15 protein-coding genes and 1 other RNA gene are annotated in these 14,451 nt (G+C 72.4%); 11 read left to right on the top strand and 5 right to left on the bottom strand.

Translation table 11 applies throughout. The features are described 5' to 3' along the window. Positions 1-162 precede the first annotated feature (162 nt). Both GA0070213_RS32115 and GA0070213_RS08535 read right to left on the bottom strand, forming a co-directional pair. On the bottom strand, positions 163-942 hold the full coding sequence (locus GA0070213_RS32115; protein WP_245716315.1) for an Rv3235 family protein: 780 nt from the start codon (positions 940-942) through the stop codon (positions 163-165). 102 nt (positions 943-1,044) lie between these two features. Next, on the bottom strand, positions 1,045-1,272 hold the full coding sequence (locus GA0070213_RS08535; RefSeq protein ID WP_091060288.1) for a helix-turn-helix domain-containing protein: 228 nt from the start codon (positions 1,270-1,272) through the stop codon (positions 1,045-1,047). A gap of 197 nt (positions 1,273-1,469) precedes the next feature. Here GA0070213_RS08535 and GA0070213_RS08530 point away from each other — a divergent pair, with 197 nt between their 5' ends. Then, a complete protein-coding gene (locus GA0070213_RS08530; RefSeq protein ID WP_091061459.1) occupies positions 1,470-1,979 on the top strand; it encodes a DUF6912 family protein in 510 nt (169 codons plus the stop codon). Positions 1,980-1,989: 10 nt separating this feature from the next. Here GA0070213_RS08530 and GA0070213_RS08525 read toward each other — a convergent pair whose 3' ends face one another. Next, positions 1,990-2,991 (bottom strand): hypothetical protein, encoded by a 1,002-nt coding sequence (locus GA0070213_RS08525; protein ID WP_091060284.1) that lies wholly within the window; start codon positions 2,989-2,991, stop codon positions 1,990-1,992. 424 nt (positions 2,992-3,415) lie between these two features. Here GA0070213_RS08525 and pruA point away from each other — a divergent pair, with 424 nt between their 5' ends. The 9 genes from pruA to GA0070213_RS08480 all read left to right on the top strand — a co-directional run bounded on the left by pruA (position 3,416) and on the right by GA0070213_RS08480 (position 11,245). Next, positions 3,416-5,044, top strand: a complete 1,629-nt coding sequence (gene pruA, locus GA0070213_RS08520; RefSeq protein WP_091060280.1) for an L-glutamate gamma-semialdehyde dehydrogenase — start codon at positions 3,416-3,418, stop codon at positions 5,042-5,044. Positions 5,045-5,178: 134 nt separating this feature from the next. Next, a complete protein-coding gene (locus GA0070213_RS08515; protein ID WP_091060277.1) occupies positions 5,179-5,694 on the top strand; it encodes a PadR family transcriptional regulator in 516 nt (171 codons plus the stop codon). Positions 5,695-5,739: 45 nt separating this feature from the next. Next, positions 5,740-6,861 (top strand): peptide chain release factor 2, encoded by a 1,122-nt coding sequence (prfB, locus tag GA0070213_RS08510; protein WP_091060274.1) that lies wholly within the window; start codon positions 5,740-5,742, stop codon positions 6,859-6,861. A 118-nt stretch (positions 6,862-6,979) separates the two neighbouring features. Next, a complete protein-coding gene (gene ftsE, locus GA0070213_RS08505) occupies positions 6,980-7,660 on the top strand; it encodes a cell division ATP-binding protein FtsE (protein WP_013284225.1) in 681 nt (226 codons plus the stop codon). 66 nt (positions 7,661-7,726) lie between these two features. Next, entirely contained in the window at positions 7,727-8,602 is an 876-nt protein-coding gene (ftsX, locus tag GA0070213_RS08500; RefSeq protein WP_091060270.1) for a permease-like cell division protein FtsX, read from the top strand. Positions 8,603-8,712: 110 nt separating this feature from the next. Next, positions 8,713-9,192 (top strand): SsrA-binding protein SmpB, encoded by a 480-nt coding sequence (gene smpB, locus GA0070213_RS08495; RefSeq protein ID WP_091061447.1) that lies wholly within the window; start codon positions 8,713-8,715, stop codon positions 9,190-9,192. A gap of 106 nt (positions 9,193-9,298) precedes the next feature. Next, positions 9,299-9,674, top strand: a transfer-messenger RNA (tmRNA) gene (gene ssrA / locus GA0070213_RS08490). A 182-nt stretch (positions 9,675-9,856) separates the two neighbouring features. Continuing rightward, positions 9,857-10,255: a hypothetical protein gene (locus GA0070213_RS08485; RefSeq protein WP_091060267.1), complete on the top strand. Its 399-nt coding sequence runs from the start codon at positions 9,857-9,859 to the stop codon at positions 10,253-10,255. 42 nt (positions 10,256-10,297) lie between these two features. Continuing rightward, positions 10,298-11,245 (top strand): hypothetical protein, encoded by a 948-nt coding sequence (locus tag GA0070213_RS08480; RefSeq protein ID WP_091060264.1) that lies wholly within the window; start codon positions 10,298-10,300, stop codon positions 11,243-11,245. A gap of 1 nt (position 11,246) precedes the next feature. Here the strand turns inward: GA0070213_RS08480 and mdlC are convergent, their stop codons facing one another. Together mdlC and GA0070213_RS08470 are read right to left on the bottom strand one after the other, a co-directional pair. After that, a complete protein-coding gene (mdlC, locus tag GA0070213_RS08475) occupies positions 11,247-12,842 on the bottom strand; it encodes a benzoylformate decarboxylase (RefSeq protein WP_091060260.1) in 1,596 nt (531 codons plus the stop codon). A 50-nt stretch (positions 12,843-12,892) separates the two neighbouring features. Further along, positions 12,893-13,693 carry an S-methyl-5'-thioadenosine phosphorylase gene (locus tag GA0070213_RS08470; RefSeq protein WP_091060257.1) on the bottom strand — a complete coding sequence of 267 codons (801 nt, stop codon included), beginning with the start codon at positions 13,691-13,693 and terminating at the stop codon, positions 12,893-12,895. A 149-nt stretch (positions 13,694-13,842) separates the two neighbouring features. On the opposite strand from GA0070213_RS08470, the gene GA0070213_RS08465 reads away from it, so the two are divergent. Continuing rightward, positions 13,843-14,433 (top strand): YqgE/AlgH family protein, encoded by a 591-nt coding sequence (locus tag GA0070213_RS08465; RefSeq protein ID WP_091061446.1) that lies wholly within the window; start codon positions 13,843-13,845, stop codon positions 14,431-14,433. Positions 14,434-14,451 lie beyond the last annotated feature (18 nt).

Genomic DNA, 14,451 nt, shown 5'->3' with positions numbered 1-14,451 from the left:
CGTCGCCGCAGAGATCAACTCCGACGCCAACTCCTTGATCAACCCCGATGAGCGGCCCGATGGGCGGGCAGGGGAGCGGAAGCGGGGGTGATCATGAGATTGGCGGCAACAATGGAGATCGACACTGCCGTCAACCTCATGATCACGGCGTCGGGGGCGGGGTCAGAGCACGTCCAGGACGAGGCAGAGCCAGTTGCCGCGGCGGTGTTCCAGGCGCAGGGCGATGGCCCAACTGGTGCCGCCGGCGCCGGCGAACACGGCGGTGGCCTCGACCGCTCCGGTCCGGGGCTCGCAGGCGCGCAGCCGGAGTAGGAGCAGGACCGGCCGGGCGCTGCGGCGGCGGACCGGAGCCACCCGGCGGGACGCCCGGGTCAGCTCGGCGGACACCTGGGCGGCGACCTCGGGCAGGCAGAGCGACCGGAGTTGCCCGGGCGGCCGGAAGCCGTTGACGATCTCCAGGAACGTGCGCATGAACCGGTGGGCCGCGCGTGTGGCCTCGGGCGTGGCGGTGGCGAGGGCGGACGGTGGTGGCCCGGCCGCGGGCGGCCACCCGACACCGTCCCCGCTCACGGCGGCGTCGCGGAGCGTGCCGCCCCGGGGGCGCGCGCCGCCCTCGCCCGGGGCACCGCGGGGCGTGCCGCCCTCGCCCGGGGCACCGCGGGGCGTGCCGCCCTCGCCCGGGACACCGCGGGACGTGCCGCCCTCGCCCAGGACGGTGCGGGGCGCGCCCGAGGCGGACCAGCGGGGCCACCCGGGAGAGCGGTCGGCGGGGCGGTCGGCGGGGCGCCCGGGGTCTTGGCGACGGTGGTCGAGCAGGTCGAGGGTGAGCTGACCGGCATGACCCCAGACCGGGTCCTCGTCCGTGCAGGGCGGGTCGAGCGGTGGGGCGGGCCGGAGACGGACCGGTGGGCGCGGTGACCGGGGACGGCGGGTGTCGACCATGTCAGCCCTCGTATCCTTGCGTTTGCCTTTGTTTGCCTGTGACGGATCCTCATCTTCCGGCACGGCAACCGCGGGCGTCAATGGCCGACGGTCAGCGTGGGGTCACTCCACGTCGCGCTCGCCGAGCGGGTTGCCGCGGACCCACTCCGCCGTCTCGGCATACTTGCGCTCGATGTACTCCTCCAGCCGAGCGCGCTCGACCCGCCACTGCCCCCGGCCGCCGATCTTGATCGCGGGCAGCTCACCGCTGCGCACCATGTGGTAGACCTGCGAGTCCGAGACGTTCAGCTCGGCGGCGACGTCGGACAGCAGCAGGAATCTCGACTCCACGGTGACTCCCGAGGTTGGCTTCGTTTGCCTCAGTTTGCCATCAGGGCGCGACACCGCCCAGGCCCGCCTCGGCGGACACACCGGCCGGAGGCTTCTCCTGGACCGGTGCGGGGTGTATGACGGTCACGGCGTACGGCATGATCGGCGCCCGGAGCCGGCGCCCGCCGGCGGACGGCGGAGAGTGCGGGGAGAGACCGGTGACCGACGAGCTTGTCCGGGTGTACCTGCCGGGGACCGTGCCGATGCTCGCCCGGCTGCGCGACGACGGCCTGACCGTGGCGGCGGCGCACGCCGTCACGCCGGAGCTGCGCGAGTGGTACGCCGAGGGCGACGAGGAGGAGTTGGAGTACGTGGCCTTCACCCGGGCCGCCCAGGACGCGCTGCTGCTGCTGCGGGCCGATCCCGCCGCGCCCCGGCGGCGGGTGGTGATCTCGGCCGACCTGCCGTCCCGCGCGGTCGGCCGGGGCGACGGCGAGTTGGGCTCCAGCCTGGTCCGCCCGGTCGGGCCGGTGCCGGTGGCGTCCGTCGCGGCGATCCACGTGGACGGCGCGGAGGCGGCCGAGGACGTGGCCGCCGCCGTCGACGTGGCGGCGGAGGCGCAGGCCGGCGACCCGGACGCCCAGTTCACCGTCGACGCCGTCGAGGACCACGAACTGGAGTGGTACGACGTGACCGAGCTGGACCTCCTGCTGCGCGAGGTCGGCTGAGCCGAGCGGCTCAGGTCGCCGGCTCGTCCTCCGCGTCGTCGGCGTCGGGGCGCGGGCCGAGCGTGCGGCCGAAGGCGATGAGCGTGGTGAGCGCGCCCACGAAGAGCACCCAGATCCCGTTGTCCACCCGCGAGGTGCCGAGCGCGGTCTGCGCCACCTGGTCGGCCTCGCTGAGCGCGGCGGCCAGGTCGAGCAGCCCGCGCCCACCGATCCGGATGATCACCTCGGTGAGCAGCAGGAGCAGCCCGGCCCCGGCGCCGGCCACCAGGTACGCGGGCCAGCGCAGCGGCGTGGCCGCGCCGTCGCGGCGCTCGGCCCGACGGCGCGACCAGGCGAGGTAGAGGTAGGCGACCAGGCCGGCGAGCAGGCCGGCGAGCAGCGACTCGGTGCGGGACACCCACTTGGCGGCGTCGAGCACCGACTGCTGCGTCTCGCCGGCGCCGAACAGCTCGGAGAGCGGGTCCCGGGCCCGGCTGAACAGCACCACGAAGAGCTGCGCGGCGAGCGTGGCGGCGGCGATCCCGGCCACCACCCGCGCCTGACGCGCCCCGGCCGTCGCCCCGCCGATGATCGCGGCCGCCGCCGTGGTGCCGGCGATGGTGTTGGTGGTGGCGTTGTCCGCGTACGTCAGGTTGATCGCCACCGCGGCGGCGAGCCCGACCAGCAGCCCGGTGCCGACGGTGGCCAGGAAGCGCAGTGAGGCGCGGCCGAGCCGGTTGGTGGCGGCCAGCGCGACCGCCGCGCCGGTGACCAACGCCGCGGTGATCACGCCGGGGAGCGCGTAGGCGGAGAGGCTGATCGCGGTGACGCCGGCGGCGGTCGAGGTGATCGCCTCCCGGGTGGACCAGAGCATGGCCACCAGCCAGGCGAGCGCGAGCACGGCCAGCGGCAGCGCGCCCGGCGCGTACTCCGGTCGGCCGGTCGCCGGCGTGGCCTGGTCGGTGGCGGGCGGCTCGACGGCCTCGGGCCGGTCCGGTTCCGCGGCCGTGGAGCTGCCGGGCTGGTTGCTCATCGTCTCCCTTTCGACGGACGCCGGTCACCGGCCACCCAGCGTACGCGCCGCGGCGCGCCCTCCCGGGCGGGCGGCCGGTCCGCTGGGCCCGCCTTGATCGACACCACCTCGCCGAGGTGGTGCCTCGGCCGGGTCGGCCCGTCGACTGGCCGATGAGCGCCGAAGAATCGCTGATCTGGTGAGCGTGCGGCCGATGTTTCGTCGGGTGTGAGGAGGGCCGGCCGAAGGTCCGGAGACGGGGTTCCGTTCGTTGTGCCGCGCGGCACCCCGGGGAGCCGGGGTCGCGGGTCCGGCCGCGTGAAACAATCGGCGCAGGTCCCGCCGCCGCGACCGGTCCGCCGCGCGGTGTCCGGCACCCGGCCGCCCGGCCGGTGCCCGCGGGTCCGGTTTCGCCATCGCCGTCGAGATCGCACAGGAGCCTGTGATGGACGCCGTCTTCTCCGTCCCCGAGCCGCGCAACGAGCCGGTCCACACCTACGAGCCCGGCAGCGCCGACCGGGAGCGGCTCCAGCGGCGGCTGGGCGAGCTGGCCGCCGAGCGGATCGAGCTGCCGATGACCATCGCCGGCGAGCAGCGGATGGCCGGCGGCGAGTCGATCGACGTGGTCCAGCCGCACAAGCACGCGCACGTGCTCGGCGTCACCGGGCACGCCACCCACGACGACGCGCGGGCCGCGGTCCAGGCGGCCAAGGACGCCGCGCCGATGTGGCGGGCGCTGCCGTTCGAGGAGCGGGCGGCGATCTTCCTGCGCGCCGCCGACCTGCTCGCCGGCCCGTGGCGCGACACGCTCAACGCGGCCACCATGCTCGGCCAGTCCAAGACCGCGGTGCAGGCCGAGATCGACGCCGCCTGCGAGCTGATCGACTTCCTCCGGTTCAACGTGCACTTCGCGCGCCGGCTCCTGGCCGAGCAGCCGATGTCCTCGGCCGGCGTGTGGAACCGCTTCGACCACCGGCCGCTGGAGGGCTTCGTCTACGCGGTCACCCCGTTCAACTTCACCGCGATCGCCGGCAACCTGCCGTCCGCGCCGGCCATGCTCGGCAACACGGTGGTCTGGAAGCCGGGCCCGACCCAGCAGTTCGCCGCGCACTTCACCATGCGGTTGTTCGAGGCGGCCGGCCTGCCGCCCGGCGTGATCAACATGGTCACCGGGCGCGGCGAGGAGGTCTCCGACGTGGTGCTCGCCGACCCGGACCTGGCCGGCATCCACTTCACCGGCTCCACCAAGGTCTTCCAGCAGCTGTGGCGGACCGTCGGCGACAACATCGGCCGCTACCGGGGCTACCCCCGACTGGTCGGCGAGACCGGCGGCAAGGACTTCGTGGTCGCGCACACGAGCGCCGACGTGGACGCGCTGCACACCGCGCTGCTGCGCGGCGCCTACGAATACCAGGGGCAGAAGTGCTCGGCCGCCTCCCGGGCGTACGTGCCGCGGTCGATCTGGGAGGGTGGCCTGCGGGACCGGCTCGCCGCCTCCGCCGACGCGCTCACCTACGGCGACGTGACCGACTTCGGCAACTTCGGCGGCGCGGTCATCGACGACAAGGCGTTCGGCCGGCACACCGCCGCGCTGGAGCTGATCAAGGGCGACGACAGCTGCCGGGTGCTGGCCGGCGGCACCGCCGACGACTCGGTCGGATACTTCGTCCGGCCGACGCTCTTCGAGTGCTCGGACGCCGCGCACGAGACGTTCACCACCGAGTACTTCGGCCCGATCCTCGGCGTGCACGTCTTCGACGACGCCCGCTTCGACGAGGTGGTCGCCCAGGCCGAGTCGATCGCCCCGTACGCGCTGACCGGGTCGATCTTCGCGAACGACCGCCGGGTGGTCGACCAGGTGGCGGAGAAGATGCGGTACGCGGCCGGCAACTTCTACATCAACGACAAGCCGACCGGCGCGGTGGTCGGGCAGCAGCCGTTCGGTGGCGCCCGGGCCAGCGGCACCAACGACAAGGCCGGCTCCTGGCACAACCTGGTCCGCTGGACGTCGCCCCGGACGATCAAGGAGACGTTCGTCCCGCCGACCGACCACACCTACCCGCACATGGGCTGACGGGTGCGGAAGGGGCCCGTCTCGACCGCGAGGCGGGCCCTTTCCCTACCCGACAGTGCACTTCGGACCGCCTAGGAGTGGCGAAAACGGCAAATCCTGGACGCCAGAGCCGACAAAGTGGCAGCTTAGAGGGCATGGCGGAATCCGGAGTCAACCCGACGGCGGCGGCCCTGCTGGGTCTGCTGCACGACGGCCCGATGACTGGCGGTCAGTTGATGGCCGCTGCCGAGCGCCGGCTGGCGCCGTACTGGTCGATGACCCGCAGCCAGGTCTACCGGGAACTTCCGGTCCTGGCCGAGAAGGGTCTGGTGCGGCTCGGCAAGCCCGGGCCGCGGATGAGCCAGCCGTACGCGCTCACGGCGGCCGGGAAACGGACATTCTCCCGCTGGTTGGCGGAGAATCCCGGCAAGGACACCATCCGTAACCCGATCGCGCTACGGATGGCCTTCGGCAACCTGCACTCGTCGAGCCAGCTGAAGAACCTGTTCGCGTCGGCGAACGAATACCACACCGAGGCGCTGGCGGCGGTGCGGGAGCAGGTCAAGAACGCGAAGAAGGAGGGCGACAGCTACGACGCCAGCGCGCTCGAGTTCGCCGTCGCCTACCACCGGGCGGCGCTGTCCTGGCTGAAGACCGCACCGGTCGGCTGACCACCTGCGCGAGGTTGACGGACCGACGCAGTACTGTTGTCTGTCGTGACCGCTGCCGATTACGCCGAACAGCTCAAGGAACTCGACGCCACGTTGCGCAACATCGAGGCCGTGCTCGACCTCGACAAGTTGCGTGAGCAGAAGGCCCGCCTGGAGCAGGAGGCCTCCGCGCCCGACCTCTGGGACGACCAGGCCAAGGCGCAGGCGGTGACGTCGCAGCTGTCGTACGTCAACGGCGAGATCGGCCGGCTGGGCGACCTGCGCTCCCGCCTCGACGACGCCGGGGTGCTGCTGGAGCTGGCCCAGGCGGAGTCCGACCCGGGCGCGCTGACCGAGGTCGAGTCGGAGATCACCGGGCTGACCAAGGCCATCCAGGAGATGGAGGTCCGCACGCTGCTCTCCGGCGAGTACGACTCCCGGGAGGCGCTGGTGGCGATCCGGGCCGGGGCCGGCGGCGTGGACGCGGCGGACTTCGCCGAGATGCTGCTGCGGATGTACCTGCGCTGGGCGGAGCGCCACGGCTACCCGACCGAGGTCTACGAGACGTCGTACGCCGAGGAGGCGGGCCTGAAGTCGGCCACGTTCACGGTCAAGGTGCCCTACGCCTTCGGCACGCTCAGCGTGGAGTCCGGCACCCACCGGCTGGTGCGAATCAGCCCGTTCGACAACCAGGGCCGTCGGCAGACCAGCTTCGCCGGCGTCGAGGTGCTGCCGGTGGTGGAGCAGACCGACCACATCGACATCCCCGAGAACGAGATGCGGATCGACGTCTACCGCTCCTCGGGTCCGGGTGGGCAGAGCGTCAACACGACCGACTCGGCGGTCCGGATCACCCACATTCCGACCGGCATCGTGGTCACCTGCCAGAACGAGAAGTCCCAGCTGCAGAACAAGGCCTCCGCGCTGCGGGTGCTCCAGGCCCGGCTGCTGGAGCGCAAGCGGCAGGAGGAGCAGGCCAAGATGGCGGGCCTGAAGACCGACGCCGCCGGGTCGTGGGGCGACCAGATGCGGTCGTACGTCCTGCACCCTTATCAGATGGTGAAGGATCTGCGTACCGAGCAGGAGACGGGCAATCCGTCCGCGGTCTTCGACGGCGAGCTGGACAGCTTCATCGAGGCGGGTATCCGCTGGCGGAAGCAGCAGCAGCTCACCGCTGACGGTGCGTGATCACGCTCGGACGCAGCGCGTCATCGATCTCGTGCTGACCCGGTAAATCGATGACGCGCACCGCATCTGTGGGGCGCGGGGCTTGGCTCTGCGGTTACACCGCGTAGACTCTCGACCCGTGATTCAGCTTGAGCAAGTGACGAAGACGTACCCGAAGGCGTCCCGGCCTTCGCTCGACAACGTGTCCGTCTCGATCGAGAAGGGCGAGTTCGTCTTCTTCATCGGTCCATCCGGCTCCGGCAAGTCCACGATCATCAAGTTGCTGCTGCACGAGGTGACCCCCAACAAGGGCCGCGTCGTCGTCAACGGCAAGGACGTCACGTCGATGCGTTCCTGGAAGCGACCCCACTTCCGGCGTTCCATCGGCTGTGTCTTCCAGGACTTCCGGCTGCTGCCGAACCGCACCGCGTACGAGAACGTGGCGTTCGCGCTGGAGGTGATCGGCAAGACGAAGGCGGTCGCCCGTCGGGTCGTGCCGGAGGTGCTGGAGCTGGTGGGTCTCGGTGGCAAGGAGCACCGTTACCCGCACGAGCTCTCCGGTGGTGAGCAGCAGCGTGTCGCGGTGGCCCGGGCGTTCGTGAACCGGCCGCTGATCCTGCTGGCAGATGAGCCGACCGGAAACCTGGACCCGGACACCTCGATCGAGATCATGCGCCTGCTGGACCGGATCAACCGCACCGGCACGACCGTCGTGATGGTCACGCACGACTCCAACATCGTGAACCAGATGCGCCGCCGGGTCATCGAGATCGAGAGCGGCCGCATCGTGCGCGACCAGGCACGCGGCGTCTACGGCTGAGCCTGACGACGGCGCGTAGACCCTGACGACGAACACCTCACGCCGGAGAGCCGGAGGAATATCCCGATGCGGATGAAGTACGTCCTGTCCGAGGTACTGGTCGGACTGTGGCGCAACGTCACCATGACGATCGCCATGATCATCACCATGGCGGTGTCGCTGTTCATGCTGGGCGGCAGCGGCCTTCTGTACCAGAAGGTCGGCGACATGAAGGATCTCTACTACGAGAACGTCCAGGTCTCGATCTTCCTGAAGACCGACGCGCCCGAGGACCAGCGCACCGCGCTCCAAGCCAAACTGGACGCCGACCCGCTGGTCAAGGACGTCGAGTTCGTCGACAAGGACCAGGCGTACAAGCGCTTCCAGCAGATGTACGCGGACGCGCCCGACCTGGTGAACGCGGTCAAGCCCGACCAGCTGCCGGAGTCGTTCCGGATCACGCTGAACGACCCGCAGCAGTACAAGCAGATCTACGACCAGTACAAGACCGCCGAGGGCATCGACACGATCGTCGACCAGTCCAAGCTCCTCGACAAGGTCTTCGGCGTGCTCACCGGCATCCAGAACGGCGCGCTGGCGCTGGCGATCGTGATGGCCGCGGCGGCCCTGCTGCTGGTGGCGAACACCATCCAGGTGGCCGCGTACAGCAAGCGGCGTGAGGTCGCGGTCATGAAGCTGGTCGGCGCCTCCAACTGGTTCATCCAGGCGCCGTTCGTGCTGGAGGCGGTGGTGGCCGGCCTGATCGGCTCCATCCTCGGCCTGCTCGCGCTGATCGGCGTGAAGACGCTGGCGGCCGGCAGCTCGATGGCCGCGCTGGAGGGTCTGATCACCCCGATCTCCTGGTCCGAGATCTTCCTGACCTTCCCGCTGATGGCCGCCGTCGGTGGTCTGGTCAGCGCGATCACCGCCTGGGTCACGCTCCGCTTCTACCTGCGGGTCTAGTTACCGCACGGCTCTCCCGCAGGGCCCTCCCGCGCCGGAATAAACGGCGCGGGAGGGCTCTTGTGCTTCCGGTAGCATGATCTTCGAACGACTGGAAGGGGGTGGCGCCGGTGCCACGGGAAAAGGGGCGCAAGGTGGTCGCCTCCAACAAGAAGGCGCGCCACGACTACGCCGTCCTCGACACCTACGAGGCGGGCATGGCGTTGACCGGCACCGAGGTCAAGTCGCTGCGGGCCGGGCGGGCGTCGCTCGTCGACGCGTTCGCCCAGGAGCGGGACGGCGAGCTCTACCTGCACGGCATGCACATCCCGGAGTACGCGCAGGGCACCTGGACCAACCACGAGCCCCGGCGGACCCGCAAGCTGCTGCTCAACCGGCTGGAGATCAACCGGCTGCTGGGCAAGCTCAAGGAGAGCGGCCTGACGTTGGTGCCGCTGCAGGTCTACTTCTCGGACGGCTGGGCGAAGGTGGAGATCGGCCTGGCCCGGGGCAAGAAGTCGTACGACAAGCGTCAGGACCTCGCCAAGCGGGACGCCGACCGGGAGATCCAACGGGCGGCCGGGCGGCGCGGCAAGGGGATGGACGAGTGAGAAGTCCGGATCGTCCGGTTGGCGGCTCGCCGGGCCGGCCTCGGGATGAATCCGGTTGCGGCAGGCGTTAGGCTTGTCGGTGCCACCACAAGCGGTGGCCTGTCGAGGGGGTGACTGGTTTCGACTTCGTACGCAGCGACAGGGGAAGCGAGCCGAGGAAGCCGACGTCGTCTCGAAAATCGGTCGTCGGAAACCAATAAGCGCCAAGAACAATCGCGCTGACTTCGCTCTCGCCGCCTGAGGCGAGTAGCAAGTCTGTCGGCCTGGGAGCGCCTTCGACCCAGTTAGCCGGCATCAGCTAGGAGGCTGGCCAATCGGACCCGGTCGCGGGGTCCGTGCGGCGAGATCAATCAGCGACTGGGCCCGTCACACCAACTTGCTCGCGTGAGCGGTGGGGCCGAGTAGAGGCACAGCGAGCTGCGCTCGGAGAAGCCCTGACAAACCGGCGAAGGACCCGGGTTCGATTCCCGGCACCTCCACCACCTTGACCTGTGCGCCCCGGTCCACCGGACCGGGGCGCACAGTCGTCTTCCGGTGCTGCCGGGGCGCTCGGGGCGGCTGGTGCGAATGAGGCAGATGAGGTGCCCCCGGCGGCTGGACACCGCGCGCGGGCAGGCCCACCATCGCGGTACGCGGTTTTCGCGCACAGCGCGGGAGGTGCCCGATGGTCACCCGTCCGATCCAGCAGCCGACCACCGTGCTCAGCCGGGCGCTCGCCGCCCCCGGGCCGCGATGGCGGGAACAACTCGTCGTCCAGCTCGGCCCGCTCCGGCGCGGCTTCACCGAGCACGTCCGGATCACCGAGGGGCCGTCCGGCCGGTACGCCGACCTGCTGCGCACCGCGCCCCGGCTGCACCGGGGCATCCGCCTGCTGGTGGGTGAACACACCGCGATCGTCGCGGCGCTGGCCGCGCTCCAGCACGCCGCCGGGCTCCCGTCGGTCTCCGCCGAGGAACTGCGCGAGCAGACCGGCAACCTGCTGCGCGCGCTCGATCGGCACCGGCGGCGCGGCGCCGACCTGCTCTGGGAGGCCTACCAGGCCGACCTGGGCGGCGAGGACTGAGCGGTCCGGGAACCGATCGGGCCCGCGCACCGTCCGATCCGTATGCGCCGATCTCTCGCCCTGCTCGGGCTGCCGCTGCTGGTCCTCTCCGGTTGCGCCGCGCCCGGTGCCGGCTCGGCGCCACCCGCCGGCCCCGACCAGCGTCCCGCGTTCACCCAGCGGGCCGAGGAGGTGGCCGGGCGCTGGCGTCCCGGGCCGCAGTGGCGCACCGGATACGTCCCGCTCCAGGACGCCACCGTGCTCACCGGCGACCCGGGCTTCACCGACGAGACGAAGGTGGCCTTCGCCGCCGGCTGGTACCGGGACCAGATCCGGATGCCCGCCGACGCGCCACCGGACGGCACGATCCGGTTCCCCGACGGCGTGCTGCGGGTGCCGCTGGTCAGCGCCGCCGACGCCTACGCCCAGCTCGACCAGGGGGACCCGCCGCCCTGCGACGGTCGGCCCGGTGCGCCGGGGCGGCCGGCGGGTGGGCCCACCGTCGAGCCCGGTCCGGACGCCCCGGTGTCGACGACCGCGCCCACGCCCTGCGTCCCGCTGACCGTGACCGCCGCGCGGCTCGGCACCGCGCCGGTGTGGACCAGCCGGGGCCGGGTCGACGTGCCGGCCTGGCTGTTCACCGTGGACGAGCTGTCCGTACCCGTGGCCCGGCTCGCGGTCGCGCCGCGCGCGGTCGGCGAGGCGCCAGGCGGCGCGGCGGACGGCCGGCAGCTGCCGGACGGCCTGGTCGCCGCGCAGGAACTGCGCGCGGTGACCGGCAACCGCCTCGACTACGTGGTCGGCGTCGGGGCCTGCGACGGCGCGCCCACCCCGCTGCTGCTGGAGCGGCCGGACATGGTGGTGGTCGGCGCCGCGGTGGTCCGGTCCACCGGCATCTGCACCGCGCAGCTCGCCCTGAAACCGGTGAGCGTCACGCTCGCCGCCCCGCTGGGCACCCGGACCGTGCTGGACGTCGGCACCGGCGCGCCGCTGATGGTCCGGGCCGGCTGAGTCAGAGGATCCGGGGCACCTCGGTGCTGATCGGCACCGGCAGCACCGTGGGCCGGTCCGCGGCGAGCGCCTCGGCGAGCGCCGGGCCGAGCCGGTCCGGCGACACCGCCGCGACCGCCGCACAGCCGTAGCCGCGCGCCACCGCCGCCACGTCCAACCCGGGCAGGTCCAGCCCGGGCACGCCCGGGGTGTGCTTCAGCTCGGCGAACGCCTTGAGGATGGCGTACTGCTGGTTCACCGGCACCACGACGGCGAGCGGCAGGCGCAGCCGCGCCGCGGTCCACAACGCCTGCACCGAGTAGTGGAACGAGCCGTCGCCGATCACCACGACCACCGGCCGGCCGCGGCCGGTGTCCCGCTCGGCGAGTGCCAGGCCCACCGCCGCCGGCAGCCCGAAGCCCAGACCGCCGCTGGCCATGGTGAAGTACGAGCGCGGCCGGTCGATCCGGAGCCGTCGGCGCAGCGCGGACAGGTTGGACGGTGACTCCTGCACCAGCACGCCGTCCGCCGGCCAGGCGTCGGCCAGCGCGGCGAAGAGCCCGTCCGCGCTGGGCGGGTCGGTGGGCTCCGCCGGCGGCGGCGGGTCACGCGGCGCCGGCGGCGGCCGGTCGGTCGGCGGCAGCAGCTCCCGCAACGCGGCCATGGTCAGCCCGGGGTCGCCGAGCAGGCTGTCGCCGACGGGTGCCCGGCCCGCCTCGTCGGGATCGTCGGTGACGTGCAGCAGCCGGGCGTCGCCGGGCAGGTAGTCGCCCGGCACGTGCGGGTAGTAGCGGAACACCGGGGCGCCCACCACCAGCACCGTGTCGTGCCCGCGCAGCGCCTCCGACAGCGGCCCGATCGCGTACGGCAGCACGCCCCGGAACTGCGGGTGGCGTTCGGGGAAGACGCCCCGCTCCGGCGCCGGGGCCGCCCAGACCGGGGCGGCCAGCCGCTCGGCCAGCGCCACGGCGTCCGGCCACGCACCGGCCCGGTCCACGGCCGCGCCCAGCACCAGCACCGGTGCGCGGGCGGCGGCCAGCGCGGTGGCGAAGCCGCGCAGCCGGTCCGGGTCCGGCCCGATCCGGGTGGCGACGGTACGCACCTGCGGCGGTGGATCGGCGGTCCGGTCCCAGTCGTCCATCGGCAGGGAGAGGAAGACCGGCCCGGCGGGGGGCTGCACCGCCGAGGCGTACGCCCGCATGAAGGCCGCCGGGATGTCCTGCGCGCGGGCCGGCTCGTGGGCCCACTTGACGTACGGCTGGGCCAGCTCGACCGCCCGGGGGCTGGCCAGCCGGGGCTCGATGAGCAGCATCTCCCGGGTCTGCTGGCCGGCGCTGACGATCAGCGGGGTCCGGTTGTGCCAGGCGGTGACCAGGTTGCCCATGCCGTTGCCGGTGCCCGGCGCGGTGTGCAGGTTGACGTGTGCGGGCCGGCCGGTGCCCTGGGCGTAGCCGTCGGCCATGGCGACCGCGGAGGCTTCCTGGAGCGCGTGCACGTAGTGGAAGTCGGCTGGGAAGTCGGCGAGGAACGGCTCCTCGGTCGAACCGGGGTTGCCGAAGACGGTGGTCAACCCGAGCGCGCGCAGCAGGTCGTAGGTCGCCTCGCGCACCGTAGCCATCGCTCGAATCTAGCGGGCGGAAGCCGACTTTTCGGGCGCTTCGCCAGGGCTCAGGGCAGCGGGATCGGCAGCCGGATGTCGTCCAGCGCGCCCCCGCAGGGGCAGTCCCGCTCGGCGGGCAGCGCCGCGACCGCGTCCAGCAGCAGCCCGCGCAGCCGGTCGGTGTTCTCCGCGAACACCCGGAACACCTCCTCCTGGGTGACCGACTCGCCCGCCTCGACGCCCGCGTCCAGGTCGGTGACCAACGCGATCGACGTGTAGCAGAGCGCCAGCTCGCGGGCGAGCACCGCCTCCGGGTGCCCGGTCATGTTGACCACCGTGCCGCCGATCGAGGTGAACCAGCGCGACTCCGCCCGGGTGGAGAAGCGCGGGCCCTCGACGACCACCACCGTCCCGCCGTCCACCGCCGGCACGCCCCGGCCGGCCGCCGCGCCGAGCAGCGTCCGCCGACCCGCCGGGCAGTACGGGTCGGCGAAGGAGACGTGCACCGCGCCCCGGTCGTAGTAGGTCTGCGCCCGCCCGCTGGTGCGGTCGATCAGCTGGTCCGGCACCACGAACGTGCCCGGCCCCAGCTCCGGCCGGAGACCGCCGACCGCGCAGGGCGCCACCACCTGGCGTACGCCCAGCGAGCGCAACGCCCAGAGGTTGGCCCGGTAGGGGATCTTGTGCGGCGGGTGCCGGTGGTCGCGTCCGTGCCGGGGCAGGAACGCCACCCGACGCCCGCCCACCTCGGCGATCGTGACCGGATCCGACGGTGCGCCGTACGGGGTGTCCACGACGTGCTCCACCCCGTCGAGCAGGGCGTAGAGACCCGACCCGCCGATCACCGCCAGTTCGGCCTCCGCCGCCATCCGACCCTCCCTCGATCCGTTGCGATCACCCGCCGGTCAGACCTTAGCCAGCGGGCGGGACGCAGGCTATGGTGCGTGACATGGCGTTGACAGCGTGGACGGTCGACGGTGTCGGGCCCGTACGGGCGCACGGCTGACGGGTGTCGGACATGCAGGGTGAGGGGCAGGCGATCGGTGGCCGAGCCATGGAGTCGATGACCGGACGACTGCTGGTCGCGACGCCCATGCTCAAGGACCCGAACTTCGACCGGACGGTCGTGATGCTCGTCGCCCACGAGCCCGGCGGCGCCCTCGGTGTGGTGCTGAACCGGGCCACCGAGGTCCCGGTGGCCGACGTCCTCGGCGACTGGAGCGACCTGGCACGCGAACCCGCGGTGCTCTTCGAGGGCGGCCCGGTCCAGCCCGACTCCGCCATCTGCCTGGCCCGGATGCGCCACCCGGTCAAGCCGGTGAAGGGGTTCCACCGCGTCTCCGGCGCGGTCGGCACCATCGACCTCTCGGTCGACCCGGAGAAGCTGCGCGACGCCGTCGGCGGGATCCGGGTCTTCGCCGGCTACTCCGGCTGGGGTGCCGGACAGCTGGAGCGGGAGATCGAGGAGGGGTCCTGGTTCGTGCTGGACGCGCTGCCCGGCGACGCCTTCGTCGACCGGCCCGACGACCTCTGGCCGATGGTGCTGCGCCGCCAGGGCGGCATGATGGCGGCGGTGGCCCACTTCCCGCCCGACGTGGCGCTCAACTGACCCCGTCCGAGGGGACCC

Origin of the sequence: Micromonospora humi, assembly GCF_900090105.1 — a bacterium.
Taxonomy (GTDB): Bacteria; Actinomycetota; Actinomycetes; order Mycobacteriales; family Micromonosporaceae; genus Micromonospora; species Micromonospora humi.
Note: the sequence above shows the minus strand (reverse complement) of the source record. Positions and strands in the feature narration are given on the sequence as shown.